The organism is Delftia sp. Cs1-4 (genome assembly GCF_000214395.1).
Lineage (GTDB): Bacteria > Pseudomonadota > Gammaproteobacteria > Burkholderiales > Burkholderiaceae_C > Comamonas > Comamonas acidovorans.
Genome location: NC_015563.1, coordinates 3,714,024 through 3,735,079 on the forward strand (window position 1 = coordinate 3,714,024; position 21,056 = coordinate 3,735,079).

19 protein-coding genes and 1 pseudogene are annotated in these 21,056 nt (G+C 67.0%); 5 read left to right on the forward strand and 15 right to left on the reverse strand.

What is annotated here, in order from left to right:
• Nucleotides 1–194 precede the first annotated feature (194 nt).
• Nucleotides 195–1,187: a tripartite tricarboxylate transporter substrate binding protein gene (locus DELCS14_RS16280; RefSeq protein ID WP_013802632.1), complete on the forward strand. Its 993-nt coding sequence runs from the start codon at nucleotides 195–197 to the stop codon at nucleotides 1,185–1,187.
• On the opposite strand, the gene DELCS14_RS16285 is transcribed toward DELCS14_RS16280, so the two are convergent.
• From DELCS14_RS16285 to DELCS14_RS16325, 9 genes are all read right to left on the reverse strand, one after another.
• Nucleotides 1,123–2,352 (reverse strand): FAD-dependent monooxygenase, encoded by a 1,230-nt coding sequence (locus DELCS14_RS16285; RefSeq protein ID WP_013802633.1) that lies wholly within the window; start codon nucleotides 2,350–2,352, stop codon nucleotides 1,123–1,125. The two genes, DELCS14_RS16280 and DELCS14_RS16285, sit on opposite strands and share 65 nt — an antisense overlap.
• Nucleotides 2,353–2,361: 9 nt before the next feature.
• Complete coding sequence (locus tag DELCS14_RS16290) at nucleotides 2,362–4,263, reverse strand: LodA/GoxA family CTQ-dependent oxidase (RefSeq protein ID WP_013802634.1); 1,902 nt, start codon at nucleotides 4,261–4,263, stop codon at nucleotides 2,362–2,364.
• 179 nt (nucleotides 4,264–4,442) lie between these two features.
• Entirely contained in the window at nucleotides 4,443–5,930 is a 1,488-nt protein-coding gene (rng, locus tag DELCS14_RS16295) for a ribonuclease G (protein WP_013802635.1), read from the reverse strand.
• Nucleotides 5,931–6,091: 161 nt separating this feature from the next.
• A complete protein-coding gene (locus tag DELCS14_RS16300) occupies nucleotides 6,092–6,706 on the reverse strand; it encodes a Maf family protein (protein WP_013802636.1) in 615 nt (204 codons plus the stop codon).
• Nucleotides 6,707–6,833: 127 nt separating this feature from the next.
• Nucleotides 6,834–7,301, reverse strand: a complete 468-nt coding sequence (gene rlmH / locus DELCS14_RS16305; protein WP_012205361.1) for a 23S rRNA (pseudouridine(1915)-N(3))-methyltransferase RlmH — start codon at nucleotides 7,299–7,301, stop codon at nucleotides 6,834–6,836.
• A gap of 21 nt (nucleotides 7,302–7,322) precedes the next feature.
• Nucleotides 7,323–8,108: a ribosome silencing factor gene (gene rsfS / locus DELCS14_RS16310; protein WP_013802637.1), complete on the reverse strand. Its 786-nt coding sequence runs from the start codon at nucleotides 8,106–8,108 to the stop codon at nucleotides 7,323–7,325.
• Nucleotides 8,109–8,357: 249 nt separating this feature from the next.
• A complete protein-coding gene (hemF, locus tag DELCS14_RS16315) occupies nucleotides 8,358–9,332 on the reverse strand; it encodes an oxygen-dependent coproporphyrinogen oxidase (RefSeq protein ID WP_013802638.1) in 975 nt (324 codons plus the stop codon).
• Nucleotides 9,333–9,336: 4 nt separating this feature from the next.
• Nucleotides 9,337–10,620, reverse strand: a complete 1,284-nt coding sequence (gene purD / locus DELCS14_RS16320; RefSeq protein WP_012205358.1) for a phosphoribosylamine--glycine ligase — start codon at nucleotides 10,618–10,620, stop codon at nucleotides 9,337–9,339.
• A complete protein-coding gene (locus DELCS14_RS16325; RefSeq protein ID WP_012205357.1) occupies nucleotides 10,617–11,336 on the reverse strand; it encodes a YebC/PmpR family DNA-binding transcriptional regulator in 720 nt (239 codons plus the stop codon). The genes purD and DELCS14_RS16325 overlap by 4 nt, the downstream gene beginning before the upstream one ends.
• A 78-nt stretch (nucleotides 11,337–11,414) precedes the next feature.
• On the opposite strand from DELCS14_RS16325, the gene DELCS14_RS16330 reads away from it, so the two are divergent.
• The 3 genes from DELCS14_RS16330 to upp all read left to right on the forward strand — a co-directional run bounded on the left by DELCS14_RS16330 (nucleotide 11,415) and on the right by upp (nucleotide 14,752).
• Nucleotides 11,415–12,941, forward strand: a complete 1,527-nt coding sequence (locus DELCS14_RS16330) for a helicase HerA-like domain-containing protein (protein WP_013802639.1) — start codon at nucleotides 11,415–11,417, stop codon at nucleotides 12,939–12,941.
• A gap of 147 nt (nucleotides 12,942–13,088) precedes the next feature.
• Nucleotides 13,089–14,066, forward strand: a complete 978-nt coding sequence (locus DELCS14_RS16335) for a threo-3-hydroxy-L-aspartate ammonia-lyase (protein ID WP_043796794.1) — start codon at nucleotides 13,089–13,091, stop codon at nucleotides 14,064–14,066.
• A 56-nt stretch (nucleotides 14,067–14,122) separates the two neighbouring features.
• On the forward strand, nucleotides 14,123–14,752 hold the full coding sequence (upp, locus tag DELCS14_RS16340; protein ID WP_012205354.1) for a uracil phosphoribosyltransferase: 630 nt from the start codon (nucleotides 14,123–14,125) through the stop codon (nucleotides 14,750–14,752).
• Nucleotides 14,753–14,824: 72 nt separating this feature from the next.
• Here upp and DELCS14_RS16345 read toward each other — a convergent pair whose 3' ends face one another.
• Nucleotides 14,825–15,526 carry a YebC/PmpR family DNA-binding transcriptional regulator gene (locus DELCS14_RS16345; RefSeq protein ID WP_012205353.1) on the reverse strand — a complete coding sequence of 234 codons (702 nt, stop codon included), beginning with the start codon at nucleotides 15,524–15,526 and terminating at the stop codon, nucleotides 14,825–14,827.
• 293 nt (nucleotides 15,527–15,819) lie between these two features.
• On the opposite strand from DELCS14_RS16345, the pseudogene DELCS14_RS30025 reads away from it, so the two are divergent.
• Nucleotides 15,820–15,960, forward strand: a pseudogene (locus DELCS14_RS30025) (PQQ-dependent sugar dehydrogenase); the annotation flags it as partial.
• Nucleotides 15,961–15,980: 20 nt separating this feature from the next.
• Here the strand turns inward: DELCS14_RS30025 and DELCS14_RS16350 are convergent.
• The 5 genes from DELCS14_RS16350 to DELCS14_RS16370 form a co-directional block, all read right to left on the reverse strand.
• A complete protein-coding gene (locus tag DELCS14_RS16350) occupies nucleotides 15,981–16,973 on the reverse strand; it encodes a tripartite tricarboxylate transporter substrate binding protein (RefSeq protein ID WP_013802641.1) in 993 nt (330 codons plus the stop codon).
• Between the two features lie 63 nt (nucleotides 16,974–17,036).
• Nucleotides 17,037–17,858 (reverse strand): amidohydrolase family protein, encoded by an 822-nt coding sequence (locus tag DELCS14_RS16355; RefSeq protein WP_013802642.1) that lies wholly within the window; start codon nucleotides 17,856–17,858, stop codon nucleotides 17,037–17,039.
• Nucleotides 17,858–19,021: a CoA transferase gene (locus tag DELCS14_RS16360; protein WP_013802643.1), complete on the reverse strand. Its 1,164-nt coding sequence runs from the start codon at nucleotides 19,019–19,021 to the stop codon at nucleotides 17,858–17,860. Before DELCS14_RS16360 ends, DELCS14_RS16355 begins: the two co-directional genes overlap by 1 nt.
• A gap of 58 nt (nucleotides 19,022–19,079) precedes the next feature.
• Entirely contained in the window at nucleotides 19,080–20,084 is a 1,005-nt protein-coding gene (locus DELCS14_RS16365; RefSeq protein ID WP_013802644.1) for a tripartite tricarboxylate transporter substrate binding protein, read from the reverse strand.
• A gap of 81 nt (nucleotides 20,085–20,165) precedes the next feature.
• Entirely contained in the window at nucleotides 20,166–21,035 is an 870-nt protein-coding gene (locus DELCS14_RS16370) for a CoA ester lyase (protein ID WP_013802645.1), read from the reverse strand.
• Between the last annotated feature and the right edge of the window lie 21 nt (nucleotides 21,036–21,056).

Below are 21,056 nucleotides of genomic sequence, written 5' to 3' on the forward strand. Positions count from 1 at the left end.
GAGGGGCGCATGTTAATGCAATCCATTCTCATTTGCCGAACAAGGCCGAACAGGTCATTCGCCCGCCGCATGACGTCCTGCCAAAACATTGATTGACGTCAAGACAGCCACCGCCCAGCATTGGCCCGCCTGAAAAATCCGCCGCCGGCCCCAGCCGCTGCGCCACCAAAAACACCGACAAGGAGACATCCCCCATGCCCCGTACTCTTTCACGCAAGCAATTCCTGCGCGCTGCCGCGCTGCTCGGCGCCACGCTGCTGCCCCTGCCCCAGGCCTGGGCGGATGCCTATCCCACCCGGCCCGTCAAGCTGGTCGTGCCCTTCGCCCCTGGCGGCAATACCGATGTGCTGGCGCGCATGGTGGCGCAGGGCCTGTCCGAATCGCTGGGCCAGCCCGTGATCGTGGAAAACATCTCCGGCGCCAACGGCTCCATCGGCGCCAGCCGCGTGGCTTCGGCGGCCAATGATGGCTACACGCTGCTGTTCGGCACGGCCGGCACCCAGGCCATCAACCAGAGCCTGTACAAGAACCTCAGCGAGAAGAACCTGGGCGATTTCGAGTACGTGGCCCTGGTGACCACCATTCCCAATGTGCTGGTCGTCAACGAGACGCGCACGCCCGCCAGGACGGTGAAGGACCTGGTGGCACGCGCCGCCGCGCAAAAGACCGGCATGAGCTATGGCTCGCCGGGCAGCGGCTCCACGATCCACCTGTCGGGCGAGCTGTTCAAGAGCGCCACCCAGCTGGACATGGTGCATGTGCCCTACAAGGGCAGCGCGCCGGCCCTGACCGACCTGCTGGGCGGCCAGATCGATTTCATCTTCGAGAACGTGACGCCCGCCCTGCCCTTCGTGCAGTCCGGCAAGCTCAAGGCCCTGGCCGTGACCTCCGAGCAGCGCCTGCCCGCCCTGCCCGATGTACCGACCATGAAGGAAAGCGGCTACCCCACCTTCGTGACCGGCACCTGGAACGGCGTGCTGGCACCCAAGGGCACGCCGGCCGCCATCGTCAAGCGCCTGGAGGAAGCCACGCTCAAGGTGGCGGGCCATGCCGACTTCAAGTCCAAGGTGACGGCACTGGGCGGCGAAGTGCGCCTGCTGGACTCCAAGGCCTTCCGCGAATTCACGCGGGCCGAGTACCAGCGCTGGAATGCGATCGTGCAGACGGCGAAGCTGGAGCGACAATAACGTCGGCTCCGGCCCCCGCCTCCGGCGCCCGCTGGCGGCGGGCCCAGAACGTCTCGTTCGCCCAGCGCTGCTCCAGCGCGTAGTAGTGCTGGTGATGGGTGCGGTACGCGGCGCGTATCGTGCCGATCCACGCACTCCAGGACGGCAGCGCATCGGCATCGCCCGCCAGGCTGCGGCGCACGGCCAGGGCGGCCTCGCTGCCCGTGACCAGGCTGTTGAGCAGGCCCTGCGATGCCAGGGGATCGAAGGACAGGCCTGCATCGCCCACGGCCAGCCAGTCCGGCCCGCTGGCTGCATCAAGCCATTGCTCCTGGGCGGCGGCCACGCGCAGCGGCTCCAGCACCCGGCTGCCCCTGCTGCGCGCGCCCACCAGGGCCGTGTGATGCGCCATTTCCAACAGATCGGCCGTGCTGCGCAGGCGCCGGGCTTCAGGCAGATCGATGTCGGTCTGCCAGGCAATCACGCAACTGCCATCGGGCAGGTCGGCGCTGTACCACCAGCCTTCGGCATCCGACTCGATCATGGTGGTGCCTGCATGCTCATGCGATGGCGGCTCCACCCAGGCGTGAAAGCAGACCAGGCGGCCACCACGGTGGACCTGGGCGCCCGCCTGCCGGGCCACGCGGGCCGCGCGGCCCGTGGCATCGACCACGATGCGGCAGGACAGCTCCAGCGGGCCGTGCGCCGGGTCGCCCTGCGCCCTATCGATCAGGCAGCGCCAGCGCATGGGTGCGCCTGGCGGCTGGCGCTGCAGGCTGCGCAGCGTGGCGGGCACCAGGCAGGGCACGCCACGGCTGCGCGCAGCCTCCAGCAGCATGGCGTCGAAGCGCGCACGGTCCAGGTGCCAGCCCGCACCATGCGGGTCGAACAGCGCGTCCTGAAAGATGACCTCGGAGCTTCCCCACAATGACCGCCGCGCCCAGGCAGGACGGTGGCCCTGTGCCACGAACGCATCCCACACGCCCAGGTCGGACAGAATCACCCGGGCCGCAGCGGGCAGGGTTTCGCCAATGGCCCGCCCAGCCTGCACGGCGCGTCCTACCAGCGCCACGCGACAGTGCCCTGCCAGTTGCGCGGCAACGGCCGCGCCCGCCGGTCCCGCGCCCACGACGAGCACATCCAGTTCATCCGGCAGCGGCGCGACGGCCATGGCGTGCGACGGCATGGCCGGCACTCAGCGCGGCAGCACCGGGCCGCGCTGCGTCATGGCGCGCAACTGCTGCTCGTTGTCTGCATCGAAGGGCTCGATGCGGGGAGGCGCCTCCTGCCCGTCCGGTTGCACCGCAGTCTTGAGCATGTGCGACGGCGCCGGGGCGATGCGGTTTTCCACCTGCATCACCGGCGGGAAGTCCCTGTCGCCCCGCAGGCCGGGCCGACTCTCGATGACGCCCATGTCACCGAAGTGGCTGATCATGCGGTTGATCTCGCTCTCATAGCCTTCCTCACCTAGTGTGCGGAACCACGACTCGCGGCGGTTGAAGGCGGCAACGCGCTGCTCGCGCGGCAGTTCGGTGTCGATGACCCTTTCATAGGCCTCCCGCGTCAGCACCTGGTTGGGCACGCGGGCCGGCCAGAACGTGGGCAGGTAGGGGTCGTAGCGTGGGCCATAGCCGGCGTAATAGCCGCTGCGGCAGCTGGCGGTGTCGGTCTGCCAGGGGACCGCCATCCAGCGCGTGAGGTCGCCGGCCACCTGCGCATACAGCGGCCCGCTCTCGGACAGGGCCACCGCAGGCGTGAGCCGGGAGCCGTAGAGCTGCAGCTCGGGCGGGTTCACTGCCGCCTCGCGGATGCGGAACGGCGCCCGGTACATGCTGGCGTGCCGCATGGGCCAGGTGATCTCGCAGCCCGGGTGGAAGGCGTCGGCCAGGCAGTCGTCCATGGCAGCATGGTCGAGCATGGCCGGCTGCTCCTGCAGCGGCACGTCGGCGAGCTGGGCAGGGTACTGCTGGCCGGGTTTCCAGTCGGACAGGAAATGGCCACCGGCCCACAGGTCCAGCATTCTCAGCTGCGTGGGGGTCAGCGCCGCATGCTGGCGCGGTGTGTCGGCGGGCGGCACGGCCATGGCGTCGCCATACAGCCAGGGCCAGGGCTGGGGAGATGCGCCATCACGGTCAAAACGGCGGAAGGCATTGGCCACCTGCTGGCGCAGCTCGGCCCAGGTCGTGCCCGGGCTGTTGAGCCTGGCGATCCACGCCTCGTCATCCGCACTGGCCGCCCCACCCCAGCCGAACTGGGATGCAAAGCCCTTGTTCGCCCACTGCAGGCTGCTCTGGCGCTGGAGTATGGGCAGGATGTGCCGGCTGAAGGAGACGTGCAGCGGGAAGGCGGCCATGCCCGAGTGGATGTACACATCCTCCATCAGGTCCTTCATGGTGCGCACCGACTTCATCTGCGGGCCGTAGTTGGGCGGCGCAACCGTGACCCATGCCGCATCCACCGGCACGGAAACGCCGGCCACGACGACCTTGGCACGCACGGGGCCGTCAGCCACATCGTCATGCCAGCCCTCGTTGTTCGCAAACGTGGTGGCCTTGGAGCCATCCACGGAGGCAGAGACGCCACGGCCTCCCAGCACGAGAAGCTGGCCCGTCTTTTCAATGCGCAATTCGCCCAGATAAACCGGCTTGCCGCAGAAACTGCCGCTGTCGAATGCCACCGGGGCCGAGCCTTTGGCAATTCGGCGGGCTCCGGGTCGAATGGCCAGGCTTTTCCGGTCCTTCACCGTGGCATTGCGCAAAATCGTGGGATCGGCCGTTGCGGCTTCAGGCACGTCCAGCGCCAATTGGAATTGATACCAGGCGGCCTTGGTATTGGCCAGTTCGACCTCCCATTCGATCTGGTCCTGGTCGGACGTGAGTTCACGCACCACCTCGCCCGCGGCGTTGTAGCCGTAGATGCGAAAGCGCGCAGCCTGGCGCTTGAGCGCACCCTGCGCATCACGCAGGCTGCCCGGCGCCATGGGCGGCACATGCATCAGCTCGGGGCCGACATAGTACTCATCCGGACTATTGCCAATACGCGCCACACCAATTCCCGGGTGTATGGCTGCACGCACAATGGTGGAGTCGATTCCCATTCGTCGCCCTTTCAGTTGCTGAGGCACTGATTGCAACAAACAGTATCAAAAAAGCCGAGACAAAGTTAATTATCGGGAATCAACAATCCATAGCAACGCAAGAATGAGTTCAATTGAAACCATTCATTCGCCAATAGATGCACTGCTATTGATAATGAATTAGCAGGATAAATATCAATTCACAGCAGCACGATGTCGTATTGCTCCTGTGCCATGGCTGTCTCGGCCTGCAGCGAGATGGGCTTCTTGATGAAGTCGGACAGGCCTGCCAGGTGCTGGCTTTCCTCGTCCAGGAACATCTCCACCACCTTGGGCGAGGCCACGATGCGGAACTCGCGCGGATTGAACTGGCGCGCCTCGCGCAGGATTTCGCGCAGCACCTCGTAGCAGACGCTGCGCACGGTCTTCACATGGCCCTTGCCCTGGCAGACCGGGCAGGATTCGCACAGCATGTGGGCCAGCGATTCGCGCGTGCGCTTGCGCGTCATCTCCACCAGGCCCAACTGCGAGAAACCGCCCGCCATCGTCTTGACGCGGTCGCGCCCGAGCTGGCGCTTGAATTCGGACAGCACCTCGGCCTGGTGGTCATCGCGCACCATGTCGATGAAGTCCACGATGATGATGCCGCCCAGGTTGCGCAGGCGCAGCTGGCGCGCGATCTGCTGGGCCGCTTCCAGGTTGGTCTTGAAGATGGTGTCGTCGAAGTTGCGCGCCCCCACGTAGCCGCCGGTGTTGACGTCCACCGTGGTCAGCGCCTCGGTCTGGTCCACGATCAGGTAGCCGCCGGACTTGAGGTCCACGCGGCGGCCCAGCGCGCGGGCGATTTCCTCGTCGATGGCGAACAGGTCGAAGATGGGCCGCTCGCCGCGGTAGTGCTGCAGCTTGGGCACGGCCGCCGGCATGTACTCCTGCCCGAAGGTCATGAGCAGGGCGAACTGCTCCTTGGAGTCGATGCGGATGCTCTGCGTGCCCTCGCCCACCAGATCGCGCAACACGCGCTGCAGCAGGTTCAGGTCCTGATGCAGCAGCGACATGGGCGGCAGGCGCACCGAGGCGTCCTTGATGCGGCTCCAGGTCTTGCGCAGGTAGCGGATGTCGTCGGCCAGCTCGGCGTCGCTGGAATCCTCGCCATTGGTGCGCAGGATGAAGCCGCCGCCCCCGCCGGTTTCCTTGGTGCCCACCAGGCCCTGCAGGCGGGCGCGCAGCGCGTCGCGCTCGCCCTGAGGGATTTTCTGCGAGATGCCGATGTGGTCATCCTGGGGCAGCAGCACCAGCAATCGCCCCGCGATGCTGATCTGCGTGGACAGGCGCGCACCCTTGGTGCCGATCGGGTCCTTGATGACCTGCACCATGATGGTCTGGCCTTCGAAAACCTGCTTTTCGATGGGCACGACAGGCATATCCTTGCGCGCGAACATGGGGGCCTCGCCCCCTTCCTGACGCTGCCAGACATCGGCCACGTGCAGGAAGGCTGCCCGCTCCAGGCCGATGTCGATGAAGGCCGACTGCATGCCCGGCAGCACGCGCGAGACCTTGCCCAGATAGACGTTGCCGACCAGGCCGCGCTCCAGCGGGCGCTCCATGTGCAGCTCCTGGACGGCGCCGTTCTCGATGATGGCCACGCGCGTTTCCTGTGGCGACCAATTGATCAGAATGTCTTGCTGCATGCTGTGCCTGTGGTGTGCTTTGTCGTTTGTATTTCTCGGCCATGGCGGCCCGGCAATCATTGCGCCGGTGGCCGCTTGCCACTATCTTGCCGCGCCATCCGCTGCCATCGGCGGTCTGCGCATGCCTGCACGCCCCTGCGGGCCCAGGTCGGGGAGCCGGCCTACAGTGCCCAGCCCAGCTCGCGCAGCAGCGCCGCCGTCTCGAACAGCGGCAGGCCCATGATGCCCGAGTAGCTGCCGTGCAGCCACTGCACATGGGCCGCCGCGCGGCCCTGTATGCCATAGGCGCCGGCCTTGCCCATGGGCTCGCCCGAGGCCACATACGCGTCGATCTGCTGCGCGCTCATGGCCGAGAAGCAGACCTGGGACACCGACAGCGCAGCCAGGCGCCGCGCGCCGTGCTGTATGGCGACGGCGGTCAGCACCTCGTGCTCGCGGCCCGCAAGCGCGGTCAGCATGCGGCGGGCATCGTCGGCATCGGCAGGCTTGCCAAGAATGCGGCCATCCAGCGCCACCGTGGTGTCCGAGCACAGCACGGGCGCCACATCCAGGGCGCGGCGCGCATGGCGGGCCACGGCGGCATCGAGCTTGAGCGCGGTGACGCGCTGCACATAGTCGCGCGCTGCCTCATCGGCCAGTTCGGCCTCTATGGCCTCGGCATCTTCGGCAATGTCGCCCTCAGCGTTGGGCAGCAAAAGCTCATGGGCCACACCCAGCTGCTCCAGCAGCTGGCGGCGGCGGGGGCTCTGGGAGGCGAGGTAGATGAATGGCGGCATGATAAGAATGAGAAATGCCTTCAGCCCTTTGTTGCAAAGCGCTGAAGGCTATCAAAATCATAGTATCACGAGATCCTCGGATCCGCGTGACAGGGCCGCTGGCAGAGCCTGGGAGCCGGGACAGGCCCTATTCCCGGTGGTAGGGATGGCCGGCGTTGACCGACCAGGCACGGTACAGCTGCTCGATGAGCAGCACCCGCACCATGGCATGCGGCAGGGTCAGGTCCGACAGGCGGATGCGCTCGTGCGCAGCCTGCCTGAAGGCGGGGTCCAGTCCGTCCGGGCCGCCAATGATCAGGGCCACGTCGTCGCCCTCCAGCTGCCAGCCCTGCAGGCGCTGGGCCAGTGCCTTGGTCGTCAGATTGGTGCCGCGCTCATCGAGCACGACGATGCGCGTGCCACGCGGAATGGCGGCCTCGATGCGCTTGCGCTCGGCCGCGTACAGGGTCTCGACCGTCTTGGAGCCGCGCGGCTCGGTCTTGACGGCCTTGAGTTCAACCTTGAGCTCCGGGGGAAAGCGCTTGGCATAGTCGTCGTAGGCCGTCTGCGCCCAGTCGGGCACATGCTGGCCCACGGCCACGATCAACAGCTTCATGCAGCGTCAGTCCCGAACCGTTCAGGCCTTGGCGCGTGGAGCGCGCTTGGCGGCCGGCTTGGCAGCGGCACCTGCCTTGGGCTTGGCGGGAGCGCGGTTGACCACCACAGTCTTGATGGCCTTGGGCGCTGCCGTCTTGCGGGCCGGCGCCTTGGCGGCGGCCGACTTCACGGCGGCAGACTTGGGAGCGGCCGACTTTGCAGCAGCCGTACGGGATGCGGCCGGCTTGGCAGCCGCGGAACGGGGTGCAGCGGCCTTGGCAGGAGCTGCCTTCTTGGCAGCGGGCTTCTTGCCTGCGGCAGGCGCAGCGGCAGAAGCGGCCTTCTTGGCAGCAGGCTTGGCGGCCGTTGCAGCAGCCTTCTTGGAAGCGGCCTTCTTGGCCTTTTCCTCGGCCTTGTCGGTGGCGGCAGAGCGCGTGGGCTTGGGAGCACCCAGCTTCAGGCGCACAGGCGTCTCGCCCCAGATCTCTTCCAGGCGGTAGTACTGGCGGATGGCTGGCTGCATGACATGGACCACGGCCTGGCCGCAGTCCACGATGATCCACTCGCCGTTTTCTTCGCCTTCCTGGCGTGGCACGGGAAAACCGGCCTGCTTGACGGCGTCGCGCACGCTGGAGGCCAGCGCCTTGGTCTGGCGGTTGGAGGTGCCCGCAGCCACGATCACGCGCTCGAACAGCGGCGAGAGCTTTTCGGTATTGAAGACCTGGATGTCTTGGGCCTTGACGTTTTCGAGGCCGTCAACAATGGCGCGTTGCAGCTTGGTCACGTCGCGCTTGGCTGCGGAATCCGATTTGGTGGAAGTGGTCATCAGGCGGTGATCAGTGGAATAGAAATGGGATCAATATAGCGCGAGCGCCGTGCGGCCCGTAGAGGGCTTGGCTGTAGCGGCGCTCCAAAATGCATGGAGTTCGCCCACAGATCGCCGGAAGATTTCGCGCCGAAGAAAGTGGAGAACGCAGCCAACGCTGCGCCTCAAGCTATTGAAATTATAGTTTTGCCGCCTATTCCCTTGCACGCGCGGATTTCGCCACGCGGCCGGAGATGGCGGCAATGGAACTCAAAGCCAGTCGCGGCGCACCAGGAATTGCTCCAGCAGCGCCCGCTCGGGCGTGCCGGGCGCGTCCTCGCGCTGGTAGCTCCAGCTCGCATGCGGGGGCATGGACAGCAAGATGGATTCCGTGCGCCCGCCGGACTGCAGGCCGAAGTGCGTGCCCCGGTCCCAGACCAGGTTGAACTCCACGTAGCGGCCGCGGCGGTAGCGCTGGAAATCGACCTGCTGCTGCCCGTAGTCCATGGCCTGGCGGCGCTCGACGATGGGCAGGTAGGACTCCAGAAAGGAATCTCCCACCGAACGCAGCATGTCGAAGCTTCGCGCCTGGCCCAGCTCAGAGAAGTCGTCGAAGAAGATGCCGCCGATGCCGCGCTGCTCGTTGCGGTGCTTCAGGCAGAAGTACTCGTCGCACCAGGTCTTGAAACGCGGGTAGAGCGTGTCGCCAAAAGGCGCCAGCGCATCGCGGCAGACGCGGTGAAAGTGCTGTGCATCTTCCTCGAAGCCGTAGACCGGTGTCAGGTCCATGCCGCCGCCGAACCAGCAGGTGGGTTCGTTGCCCGGATGCCCTGCCGCACCTGAGCCCGCCGCACCTGAGCCGGCCGCAATCATTCGCACATTCATGTGTACCGTAGGCACAAAAGGATTGCGCGGATGGAAGACCAGGGACACGCCCATGGCCTCGAAAGGCGCACCCGCCAGTTCAGGCCGGTGCTGCGTGGCCGAGGGCGGCAGCTGCGGCCCGCGCACATGCGAGAAGCCGCAGCCCGCGCGCTCGAACACGCGGCCGCCCTCCATGATGCGGGTGATGCCATCGCCCTGCAGGCGCTCGCCGGGGCCCTTGCTCCAGGTGTCGGACAGAAAGCGTGCACCGCCCTCGCCTTCCACCTGCTCCAGCGCCTGCGTGATGCGGGCCTGCAGGCCCGTCAGGTACTCGCGCACCTGGGCCACGGGCAGCGCCTGCCCGGTCGATTGCTCTGCCATGGACTCAGTTCTTCACAGCACGGAAGCCGATGTCGCGGCGGTACTGGGCACCATCGAAATGGATGCCGCGCGCCACGTCATAGACTTTTTGCTGGGCCTGCTTGACGCTGTCGGCCAGCACGGTGACGCACAGCACGCGGCCACCGCTGGTGACGGGCACACCGTCCTTGAGCTGGGTGCCGGCATGGAAGACCATGGCATCGGCGGCGTCCTGCGGCAGCCCGCTGATGGCATCGCCCTTGCGCGGGTCCTCGGGGTAGCCGGCCGCAGCCATGACCACGCCCAGCGCCGTGCGGCGGTCCCATTGCAGCTCGACCTGGTCGAGCTTGGCATCGGTGGCCGCCAGCATGACGTCCACCAGATCGCTCTTGAGGCGCATCATGATGGGCTGGGTCTCGGGGTCGCCCATGCGGCAGTTGAACTCCAGCGTCTTGGGATGGCCGGACGCGTCGATCATCAGGCCCGCATAGAGGAAGCCGGTGTAGGGAATGCCGTCCTTTTCCATGCCGCGGATGGTGGGCAGGATGATCTCGCGCATGGCGCGGGCATGCACGTCGGCCGTGACCACGGGCGCGGGCGAGTAGGCGCCCATGCCGCCCGTGTTCGGGCCCTGGTCGCCGTCCTTCAGGCGCTTGTGGTCCTGGCTGGTTGCCAGGGCCAGGACGTTCTTGCCGTCGCACAGCACGATGAAGCTGGCTTCCTCGCCGGCGAGGAATTCCTCGATCACCACGCGGGCGCCGCCGTCGTTGTGGGCCACGCCGTACTTGTTGTCCACGAGCATGAAGTCCACGGCGTCGTGGGCTTCCTGCAGCGTTGTCGCAACGACCACGCCCTTGCCTGCGGCCAGGCCGTCGGCCTTGACCACGATGGGCGCACCCAGGCGGTCCACGTAGGCATGGGCCGCCACCGGGTCGGTGAAGGTTTCATAGAGCGCCGTGGGGATGCCGTGGCGCGCCATGAAGTCCTTGGAGAAGGCCTTGGAGCTTTCCAGTTGGGCGGCCGCCTTGGAGGGGCCGAAGATGCGCAGGCCATGGGCGCGGAACTCATCGACCACGCCGGCAGCCAGCGGAGCCTCGGGGCCGACCACGGTCAGCGCGACCTTCTCGGCCTGCGCCCACTCGCGCAGCGCCTGCGGGTCGGTGATGTTGAGGTTTTCCACCTTGCCGCCGGCCAGGCCCGTGCCACCGTTGCCGGGGGCCACATAGACCTTGGTCGATTTCGGCGATTCAGCCAGTTTCCACGCCAGGGCGTGCTCGCGGCCTCCGCCACCAATCACAAGAATTTTCATAGTTCAGCGTTGTGGTAGACGTCCTGTACGTCATCCAGGTCTTCGATCATGTCCAGCAGCTTTTGCATGCGGGCTGCGTCATCGCCTTGCAGGGCGATGGTGTTTTCCGGGCGCATGGTGACTTCAGCCACCTCCGGCGTCAGGCCCTTGGCCTGCAGCGCGTCGCGCACGGTTTCGAACTCTGCGGGTGCGGTCAGCACCTCGATGGCTCCCTCGTCATCGGTGATCACGTCCTCGGCGCCGGCCTCCAGAGCCACTTCCATGATCTGGTCCTCGTCGCTTCCGGGAGCGAAGATCAGTTGTCCGACATGCTTGAACTGGAAGGACACGGAACCTTCCGTGCCCATGTTGCCACCGTACTTGCTGAAGGCGTGACGCACATCCGCCACAGTGCGCACGCGATTGTCGGTCATGGTGTCCACGATGATGGCCGCGCCGCCAATGCCGTAGCCTTCGTAGCGGATTTCCTCGTAGGTCACGCCTTCGAGGTTGCCCGTGGCCTTGTCGATGTTGCGCTTGATGTTGTCGGCCGGCATGTTGGCCGCCTTGGCCTTTTCCACCGCCAGGCGCAGGCGCGGGTTGGCGCTGAGATCGCCCCCTCCCGTGCGTGCCGCCACCATGATTTCACGGATGATGCGAGTCCAGACCTTGCCGCGCTTTTCGTCCTGGCGGCCTTTGCGGTGCTGGATATTGGCCCATTTACTGTGTCCTGCCACAGGCTGTCCTTTGATATTGATTTAACCTTGCGGCTGGGATTTTACTTTTGACCGCATGCTCCCCCGAGGAAACCCGAAATGGCCGCTCCACTTCTGATCGCCCGCCACTCTGCCACAGAATGCCTGCTGCTGCCCGCACTGGCCAATCGACATGGCCTGATCACGGGCGCCACCGGCACCGGCAAGACCGTGACGCTGCAGAAAATGGCCGAGGGATTCTCCGAGATCGGCGTGCCGGTGTTCATGGCCGACATCAAGGGAGACCTGTCCGGCATCAGCCAGGCTGGCAGCACGGGCGCCAAGATGGTGGCCTCCCTGCAGGAGCGCGGCATCGAGATTCCCCAGCCCCTGGCCTGCCCCACCACGCTGTGGGACGTGTTCGGCGAGCTGGGCCACCCGGTGCGCGCCACGGTCTCGGACATGGGTCCGCTGCTGATCGGCCGCATGCTGGCCCTGAACGACACGCAGATGGGCGTGCTCAACCTGGTCTTCAAGATTGCCGACGACAACGGACTGCTGCTGCTGGACCTCAAGGACCTGCGCGCCATGCTCCAGCATGTGGGCGACAACGCCAAGCAGTTCACCACCGAGTACGGCAACATCAGCGCGGCCAGCGTGGGCGCCATACAGCGCGGGCTGGTGGCCATCGAGTCGCAGGGCGGTGACAAGTTCTTTGGCGAGCCCATGCTCGACATCAACGACCTGATGCAGACCGATGCCGGCGGCAAGGGCGTGGTCAACATCCTGGCCGCCGAGAAGCTGATGAATTCGCCGCGCCTGTACTCCACCTTCCTGCTGTGGATGCTGTCCGAGCTGTTCGAGCGCCTGCCCGAGATCGGCGACCCCGACAAGCCCAAGCTGGTCTTCTTCTTCGACGAGGCCCACCTGCTGTTCAACGACGCGCCCAAGGTGCTGCTCGAACGCATCGAGCTGGTGGTGCGCCTGGTGCGCTCCAAGGGCGTGGGCGTGTACTTCGTCACGCAAAACCCCATGGACGTGCCCGACACCGTGCTGGCCCAGCTGGGCAACCGCGTGCAGCACGCGCTGCGCGCCTTCACGCCGCGCGACCAGAAGGCCGTCAAGGCCACGGCCACCACCATGCGGCCCAAGCCCGGCCTGGATATCGAGGCCGCCATCACCGAGCTGGCCGTGGGCGAGGCCCTGGTGAGCTTCCTCGACGACAAGGGACGCCCCGGCATCACCGAGCGTGCCTACGTGATCCCGCCCGGCAGCCAGATCGGCCCCATCAACGAGGAGCAGCGCAAGACCCTGCTGGCACAGTCGCTGGTGGCCGGCGTCTATGAAAAGGCGGTGGACCGCGAGTCGGCCTACGAGGTGCTGCGCGGCCGCACGGCAGCGGCCGGCGACGGCGCAGCGCCAACCGGCACGGGCCCGGCCGGTGCTGCGCCCGCGGCAAGCGAAGGTGGCGCCATGATGGACGGGCTCAAGGACCTGCTGTTCGGCACCACGGGCCCGCGCGGCGGCAAGCACGACGGCCTGGTGCAGACCATGGCCAAGTCCACCATGCGCACCATGGGCAATTCGCTGGGCAAGGAGATCCTGCGCGGCGTGCTCGGCGGCATCCTGGGCAACAAGAAGCGCTGAAGCGCTGGCGCACCGGCCCTGCGCCGCATCAAACACCATAGCACCCAGCCGTTGCCATGCAACGGCTGGCGCATTTCAGGGCTCTGAAAGCCCGCGCATGCGGCTATGATCGAAAGTGCCTCCATCCACTTTGCGGAACCGCACGCCATGACGACGAACAGCCCTCCCTCGCTGCCCACCTATGACGATGTCGCCGCCGCCGCTCGCCGGCTGGAAGGCGTGGCCCACCGCACACCCATACTGCGCAGCCGCACCGCCGACGAGCTGCTGGGCGCCCAGCTGTTCTTCAAGTGCGAGAACCTGCAGCGCACGGGTGCCTTCAAGATACGCGGCGCCTACAACGCGCTGTCGCAGTTCACGCCCGAGCAGCGCAAGCGCGGCGCACTGGCCTTCTCCTCGGGCAACCATGCCCAGGCCGTGGCCCTGGCCGCGCAGATGCTGGACATGCCCGCGCTCATCGTCATGCCCGAGGATGCCCCCGCCTCCAAGATGGCGGCCACGCGCTCCTACGGCGCCCAGGTGGTGACCTATGACCGCTTCACCGAGGACCGCGAGGCCATCTCCCGCCGCCTGGCCGACGAGCGCGGCATGACGCTGATCCCGCCGTTCAACCACCGCGACGTGATCGCCGGCCAGGGCACGGCAGCCAAGGAACTGTTCGAAGAGGTGCCCGACCTGGACTACCTGTTCGTCTGCCTGGGCGGCGGCGGCCTGCTGTCGGGCAGCCTGCTGGCGGCCAGGCAACTGGCGCCGCGCTGCAAGGTCTACGGCGTCGAGCCCCAGGCCGGCGACGATGCCCGCCAGTCGCTGCGCGCAGGCCAGATCGTGCAGATCCCCACGCCCCACACCATTGCCGACGGTGCCCAGACCCAGTCCATCGGCGATATCACATTCGCCATCATCCGCGAGCATGTGGAAGATATCCTGGCCGTGGCGGACGAGCATCTGGTGCAGGCCATGCGCTTTTACGCGGAACGCAAGAAAATCGTGGTCGAACCCACGGGAGCGCTCTCGCTGGCGGGCGCCCTGCATGGCGGGGTTGCGCTGTCGGGCGCGCGCGTGGGCATTCTGATCAGCGGCGGCAATGTGGACCTGGCGCGCTACGCACGCTTTCTGCACGACTGAACCGCCCCCTGGCGCCGGCCACAAATGCCGGCGCCCCTTTTTTCCAGAAGAAAACCATGAGTACTCTGCACCTGATCGACCACCCGCTGGTCCAACACAAGCTCACGCTGATGCGCCGCAAGGAAGCCAGCACCAACAGCTTTCGCCGCATGCTGGGCGAGCTGTCCACGCTGATGGCCTACGAGATCACGCGCGACATGCCGCTGCAGGACATCGAGATCGAAACCCCGCTGGAGACCATGACCGGCAAGGTCATCGACGGCAAGAAGCTGGTGCTGGTGTCCATCCTGCGCGCCGGCAACGGTTTCCTCGACGGCATGCTCAACGTCGTGCCCGGTGCGCGCATCGGCCACATCGGCCTGTACCGCGACCCCGAGACGCTGCAGCCCGTCGAGTACTACTTCAAGATGCCTTCCGAGATGGAAGAGCGCGACGTGCTGGTCGTCGATCCCATGCTGGCCACGGGCAACTCGGCAGCCGCCGCCGTGGCGCGCCTGAAGCAGCTGAACCCGAAGTCCATCAAGTTCATGTGCCTGCTGGCCGCGCCCGAAGGCGTGGCCACCATGCAAAAGGCCCATCCCGACGTGGACATCTACACGGCCGCCGTGGACCGCCAGCTCGACGCGCACGGCTACATCCTGCCGGGCCTGGGCGACGCGGGCGACCGCATCTTCGGCACCAAGTAGGCTTGGTGCAAGCACCCACAAAAAAGCCGCACATCGTGCGGCTTTTTTGCTGGGGAGCGGGGGACAGCGGGATCAATCCACCAGCCCCGCATAGACGTGCTGCACGTCATCATCGTTCTCGATGCCGGCCAGGAAGTCCTGCACTTCCTCCTGCTGCTCGGCCGACAGGCTGGCCATGCTGACCGGCGTCTTGGCCTTGTAGCCTAGCTTGGCCGACAGCACCTTGAAGCCCTGGGCCGGCAGCGCCTTGCTCACGGTATCCAGGTCCGTCGGGTCGGTGATGAACAGCGTCGTGCCCTCTTCCTCGCCGGGCTCGAAGTCCTGTGCGCCGGCCTCGATGGCGGCCAGCTCGGCATCGGCACCGCCTTCGGGCTCGCCCTCGATCATGCCTACATGGTCGAAGTCCCAGGCCACGGCCGTCATCTGGCCCTTGCGGAAGCACACGCGCATGTTGGGCGCCGTGCGGTTCACGTTGTCGGTCAGGCACTCGATCATCACGGGCACGCGGTTGGGGCCGTAGCCTTCATAGACCACGCGTTCGTAGTTGACGGCATCGGCACCCACGCCCGAGCCCTTCTTGATCGCACGCTCGAGCGTGTCCTTGGGCATGGAGGCCTTGCGGGCGGCTTCCACGGCCATGCGCAGGCGCGAGTTGCCTGCCGGATCGGCGCCGGCGCGCGCCGCGACGATGATTTCCTTGGCCAGCTTGCCAAACAGCTTTCCCTTGGCATCGGCGACCAGCGCCTTGCCCTTTGCTTTCCATTGCGCGCCCATGGCTGCTTTTCCCTTGCGGATTCTCTGGTGGGTAGGAGGCGCCGCCGACCGCCCCACGCAGGGACCCGGCCCGGCGCCGAAAGAGCGCTGTTTATACACCCGCGCAAGTGGCTGCGCGGGCTTTTTGCGCAGTGGTTGACAGGGCGCCGCTGGCTCTGGCCGCGTCGTGCATGATGTTTGCCAGATCAAAGCCGGCCGACTGCGATACAGCGCAGTCGGCCGGGCCGCATGCGCATCGTGCACGGTGACGGGCGCCTCGCGCCGGCACCCGCTGGCCTGCCCCCCTGTGGACAGGCAAGGTGACCGCCAGCGAGCAGGTACTGCTGCGCCTGGGCCAGCGCGTGCGTGATGTCCGCCAGGGACAGGACGGCTGGCTTTACCTGCTGACGGATGCCCAGGACGGGCAGTTGCTGCGCGTCACCGCCACGCCCTGAGCCCCGTCACGCGCGGCGGCTCACTGCACGGTGATGCCGTTGGCCTTGACCACGGCATCCCAGCGCTTGCGCTCGGCCGCCACGAAGCCCGTGAAGGCGGCGGAGGAACTGCCCACCGGCGTCAGGCCCAGCTTTTCCAGGCTGGCGCGCGTGGCCGGCAAGGCCAGTGCCTTTTGCACCAGGTCCTGCAGCTTCTGCACGGTGTCGGGCGCCGTGCCCGCAGGCAGGAAGAAGCCGTTCCACTCCGTGACCTCGAAGCCCTTGATGCCGCTTTCCGCCACCGTGGGCACGTCGGGCAGGTCGGGCATGCGCTTGGCCGAGGACACGGCCAGCGCCTTGAGCTTGCCGCCCTTGACGTAGTTGATGCTGGAGGCTGCGTTGGCAAAGTACACATCGACCTGGCCGCCCATGACATCGACGATGGCGGGCGCCCCGCCCTTGTAGGGAACGTGGACGGCATCGAACTTGGCGTCTGCCTTGAGCAGTTCCGTCGCCATCTGGGCCAGGCTGCCCGGACCGTAGGAGGCATAGGTGAGCCTGCCGGGCTTTTGCCGCGCGGCATTCATGAAGTCGGCCAGGCTGTTGTAGGGCGAGGACGGCGCCGCCACGAGAATGTTGGGCACGCTGATGGCCTGGGACACGGCAATGAAATCCTTGGCCGGGTCATAGGGCAGCTTGCGCAATGCGGGGTTGATGGCGAAGGACGATGCGTCATACAGCACCGTATAGCCATCGGCCTTGGCGCGCGCCACGAGGGCGGCACCAATGGCGCCGCTGGCGCCGGCCTTGTTGTCCACCACCACGGTCTGGCCCGAGACTTCGCCCAGCGCCTTGGCGATGATGCGCGCCGCATTGTCCGCACCGCCGCCGGCCGAGAACGGCACGACGACGGTGATGGCCTGCGCGGCCGGATAGTCGGCCGCATGCAGCGTGCCCTGGAAAAGTCCCAGTCCCAGGCCCAGCCCCAAGGCCAGCACCGTCATGGCGGGCCGCAGTGTCTTGATCTTCTTCACGTTTCTGTCTCCTGTTGCTCAATGGTGAAAACCTGGGCTGCGAGGCTTGCGTGCCCCGCGCCCTCAATCGAATCCGTACAGCTCGGCGGCGTTGTCCACCAGCACGCGGGCGCGCAGCGCCGCATCGGGAATCCAGCGCGACAGCAGCGCCAGCAGCAGGGGGGTCTGCGGCGGATGGGCAACTTCGGTGACATGGGGCCAGTCGCTGCCCCAGACCAGGCGCTGCGGGGCCTCGGACACCCAGGCCTGCGCCAGCGCGTCGCAGTCGGCATAGCCTGCGGCCAGGCCCGCCCGGCTGTTCAGATACGGGCCCGAGAGCTTGACCCAGGCCCTGCCCTGCTGCACCAGCCCACGGACCACGCCAAAGGCGGACTGGTGCACGCCAGCGCCGTCAGCACTGTCAGCGAGCCGCGCCATGTGGTCGAACACCAGGGTGCATGGCAGCCTGTGCAGCAACGCCGCATGGGCCTCGATCTGGCTGGCCAGCCAGTGCAGCTGCACATGCCAGCCCAGCGCGGCAATGCGCTCGGCCAACGGCTCCAGCATGTCCAGCCGCACGGCTGCATCGTGCTCGGTGTGCAGCGAAAAGCGGATGCCGCGAATGCCGCCGTCATGCAGCGCCTGCAACTGTGCGTCGGTGATCTCGGGGTGCACTACGGCAATGCCGCGCGTGCTTGCAGCGCCCAGCGACTGGATGGCGTGCAGCGTGGCCCGGTTGTCCGTGCCATGCGCACGCGGCTGGACGATGACGGCGCGCTCCAACCCCATGGCGCCGCGCAGCTGCGCATAGTCGGCAGCCGTGGCATGGGCACCAAAACGCGTATCAAAGCGCGGATCGAAGACATGCAGATGGGCGTCGCAGGCACCAGCGGGCAGTGCCTGCATCAGCAGCCCTCTTGTGCGGCGGCCTTTAGGGCCTGGGTGTGCTGGCCCAGCGTGGGCGCAGCAAAGGCCGGCGGGCCGGGCGTGCGGTCGAATTCGACGGCGCCGGCAAAGCCCCGGTAGCTGCCCAGGGTCGGGTGCTCGAAACGGGTGACCATGCCCTCGGCCTGCACCTGCGGGTCGTCGAACATGTCTTCCACCGTGCGGGCCGCCGCGCAGGGCACTTCCTCGCCAAACAAGGCCTCCCATTCCAGCGCGCTGCGCCCCGCCAGCGCCTGGCGCAGCAGGGGCACCAGCACGTCGCGGTGCTGGGCGCGCTTGCGCACGGAGTCGTAGCGCTCGTCGCTGGCCACCTCGGGCAGATCCAGCTTGCGGCACAGCGCCGCCCAGAAATGCGCGGTGTTGGCCGAAATGTAGAGATATCCTTCGCGCGTCGGGTGGATGCCCGTGATGCCGCCGGAGCGCATGTCGCGCCCCACCTCGCGCGGCTCGCCCTCGGCCCAGACCATGCGTGCGGACTGCATGGTCAGCGCCGCGCGCAGCAGGGACACGCCTACATGCTGGCCCAGCCCGCTTTTCTCGCGCTCGTACAGCGCCGACGACACACCACCCGCCACCAGGGCCGAGGCGTAGTAGTCCACCACGGAGCCGTAGAGAATCTCGGGCGGCCCGCCTGCCTTGCCCTGCATGGCGCACATGCCGGTCATGGTCTGCAGCACCTGGTCGTAGCCCGCCTTGGCCTTGAGCGGCCCGCGGCTGCCATAGCCGGTGACGCTGCAATAGATGAGGCGTGGGTTGATGGCGGCCAGTTGCGCAAAACCGATGCCCAGCCGCTCGGGCACGCCGGGGCGGAAGTTGTGGACCAGCACATCGGCCTCGCGCACCAGGCGCAGCAGCACGGCATGGTCGGCCTCGTTCTTCAGGTCCAGCACCATGCCCCACTTGCTGCGGTTCACGCCCAGGAAGGCGCGGCTTTCAGCTTCCAGCGTGGACGGGTACTTGCGCAGGTTGTCGCCCACGGGCGGCTCGACCTTGATCACCTCGGCGCCCTGGTCCGCCAGCAGCGAGCAGCCATAAGGCCCCGCGATATAGGCGCTCAGATCCAGCACGCGCACACCGCTGAGCGGGCCTTTCGGTCCCTGGCGTTCACCGGGCACAAAACTCATTCGTTTCTCCTGATAGGGAAGCGGGAAGGCCTGGGGCACCTCCCGCCAAAGGCCGGGTTCAGTCGGCCTGGATATTGCGGTCCTTGGCGAGCTGCTTCCAGCGCGCCACGTCGCTGCGGATCACCTGTGCGAACTGCTGCGGCGTCACGGGGTTGGCAATGGCGCCTTCGCGCAGGAAGCTGGCCTGGATGGTCGGCTTGGCCAGCACCTGGTTCACGGCCTGGTTGAGGCGGTCCACGATGTCGGCGGGCGTGCCCGCAGGCGCCAGCAGCCCCCACCACAGATCGAATTCGTAGCCCGGGATGGCCGTTGCCATGGGCGTCAGGTCCGGCGCAATGGGGCTGGGCTTGAGACTGGTGATGCCGATGGCGCGCAGCTTGCCGTTGCGCACCATGGGCAGGATGGACGGGCCGCTGGAGACCAGCATCTGCACCTGGTTGCCGATCACGTCGGTCACGGCCGGACCCTGTCCCTTGTAGGGCACATGCATGATGTCCATGCCCGGCACCATGGAGCGCATCATCTCGGTCGCGAAGTGGTTGATGCTGCCAGTGCCCGAGGTGGCGTAGTTGAACTGGCCCGGGCTGGCCTTGATGGCGCGCACCAGATCCTGCGGCGTCCTGGCGGGGAATTCGTTGTTCACGGCCACCACCAGCGGGCCCTTGGCAAACATGGCCACGGGCGCCAGGTCCTTGACGGGGTCGAAGGGCATCTTGGCCTGTACCGCAGCATTCGTGGTCATGCTGGACGAGACCGCCACCAGCGTGTAGCCGTCTGCCGTCGACTTGGCCACCGAGGCCGTGCCGGTGTTGCCGCTGGCGCCGGGCCGGTTGTCCACGATCACGGTCTGCTTGAGCAGATCGCCCATTTCCTTGGCCACCTGGCGTGCGAAAACATCGTTGGAGCCTCCCGGCGGATAGGGAACCACCATGGTGATGGCCTTGGACGGGAAGGCGCCCTGCGCCATCAATCCCGGCGAAGCCAGCCCGGCCAGCGTGGCCACCGTTGTGGTGGCGGCCAGCGCCACCAGCCTGCGCCGCGCGCGGCAATGGGAAATGCTCATGTCTTTGTCTCCTGTACTGTTTCTTGTCATGGGGATGCCCGGCATGCCGGATGCCGGGGCACCGGATTGCCGGCCGCCCGTTCAGGCCGCCAGCAGCCCCTGTGCATGCGCCGCAGCCACGATGGCCTGGGCGCGCAGCACAAAGGGCTTGTCCACCATCTTTCCGTCCACCACATAGGCGCCCAGCGAATTGGCGTCAGCCTCGCGGGCCGCCTGGACCACCTTCAGCGAGTGGGAAATCTCCTGCTCGGTGGGCTGGTAGACCGCATTGGCCAGGGCGATCTGGCTGGGATGTATGCACGTCTTGCCCAGAAAGCCCAGGCCGCGCGACAGGCGGGCCTCGGCGCTGAAGCCCTCGCTGTCGCGGATGTCGGCAAAGGCGCCGTCGTAGGCGTAGACGCCGGCCTCGGCGGCGGCCATGCGCACGGCAAACAGCGCCTGGGCAATGGCGGCGGGCTCACGCCGGTTCACGCCAAAGGGCTCGAACAGATCGCCCAGCCCCATCTGCAGGCCGGCCACGCTGGCATGGGCGCTGGCCAGCTCGGCAGCGCAGCGCAGGGCACGGGGTGTTTCTATGTTGAGCAGCAGGCCAGGCGCCTGGGCCACGCCGTTGGCACCTGCCGCCTCGGCAATGCGCTGTGCGGCCTCGCGCACCTGCTGCACGGTCTCGGGCTTGGGCAGGTTGATGAGGTGCACGCCGTCGCGCACCATCTCGGCGATGTCGGCGCCGAAATGCGGCGTATCCATGGCGTTGACGCGCACGATCAGCGTCTTGCCATGGCCCCGGCTTTCAGGGCTGAGCAGGAAGCTGCGCAGCAGGCCGCGCGCCTCGTCCTTGCGGGCCTCGGCCACCGCGTCCTCCAGGTCGAAGGACAGTGCGTCGGCCTCGCCGGCCAGGGCCTTGGCGAACAGCTCGGGACGCGATGCGGGAACAAACAGTTTGCTTCTCATGCACCGCATTGTGGGCGGCAG

What these genes read in the sequence shown, in the direction of transcription:
- DELCS14_RS16365 (WP_013802644.1), bottom strand. Translation starts at nt 20,084, where the DNA reads ATGAGCATTTCCCATTGCCGCGCGCGGCGCAGGCTGGTGGCGCTGGCC.
- DELCS14_RS16360 (WP_013802643.1), bottom strand. Translation starts at nt 19,021, where the DNA reads ATGAGTTTTGTGCCCGGTGAACGCCAGGGACCGAAAGGCCCGCTCAGC.
- DELCS14_RS16345 (WP_012205353.1), bottom strand. Translation starts at nt 15,526, where the DNA reads ATGGGCGCGCAATGGAAAGCAAAGGGCAAGGCGCTGGTCGCCGATGCC.
- DELCS14_RS16285 (WP_013802633.1), bottom strand. Translation starts at nt 2,352, where the DNA reads ATGCCGTCGCACGCCATGGCCGTCGCGCCGCTGCCGGATGAACTGGAT.
- hemF (WP_013802638.1), bottom strand. Translation starts at nt 9,332, where the DNA reads ATGGCAGAGCAATCGACCGGGCAGGCGCTGCCCGTGGCCCAGGTGCGC.
- DELCS14_RS16355 (WP_013802642.1), bottom strand. Translation starts at nt 17,858, where the DNA reads ATGCAGGCACTGCCCGCTGGTGCCTGCGACGCCCATCTGCATGTCTTC.
- rlmH (WP_012205361.1), bottom strand. Translation starts at nt 7,301, where the DNA reads ATGAAGCTGTTGATCGTGGCCGTGGGCCAGCATGTGCCCGACTGGGCG.
- DELCS14_RS16300 (WP_013802636.1), bottom strand. Translation starts at nt 6,706, where the DNA reads ATGCCGCCATTCATCTACCTCGCCTCCCAGAGCCCCCGCCGCCGCCAG.
- rng (WP_013802635.1), bottom strand. Translation starts at nt 5,930, where the DNA reads ATGCAGCAAGACATTCTGATCAATTGGTCGCCACAGGAAACGCGCGTG.
- upp (WP_012205354.1), top strand. Translation starts at nt 14,123, where the DNA reads ATGAGTACTCTGCACCTGATCGACCACCCGCTGGTCCAACACAAGCTC.
- purD (WP_012205358.1), bottom strand. Translation starts at nt 10,620, where the DNA reads ATGAAAATTCTTGTGATTGGTGGCGGAGGCCGCGAGCACGCCCTGGCG.
- DELCS14_RS16370 (WP_013802645.1), bottom strand. Translation starts at nt 21,035, where the DNA reads ATGAGAAGCAAACTGTTTGTTCCCGCATCGCGTCCCGAGCTGTTCGCC.
- DELCS14_RS16280 (WP_013802632.1), top strand. Translation starts at nt 195, where the DNA reads ATGCCCCGTACTCTTTCACGCAAGCAATTCCTGCGCGCTGCCGCGCTG.
- DELCS14_RS16335 (WP_043796794.1), top strand. Translation starts at nt 13,089, where the DNA reads ATGACGACGAACAGCCCTCCCTCGCTGCCCACCTATGACGATGTCGCC.
- rsfS (WP_013802637.1), bottom strand. Translation starts at nt 8,108, where the DNA reads ATGACCACTTCCACCAAATCGGATTCCGCAGCCAAGCGCGACGTGACC.
- DELCS14_RS16330 (WP_013802639.1), top strand. Translation starts at nt 11,415, where the DNA reads ATGGCCGCTCCACTTCTGATCGCCCGCCACTCTGCCACAGAATGCCTG.
- DELCS14_RS16290 (WP_013802634.1), bottom strand. Translation starts at nt 4,263, where the DNA reads ATGGGAATCGACTCCACCATTGTGCGTGCAGCCATACACCCGGGAATT.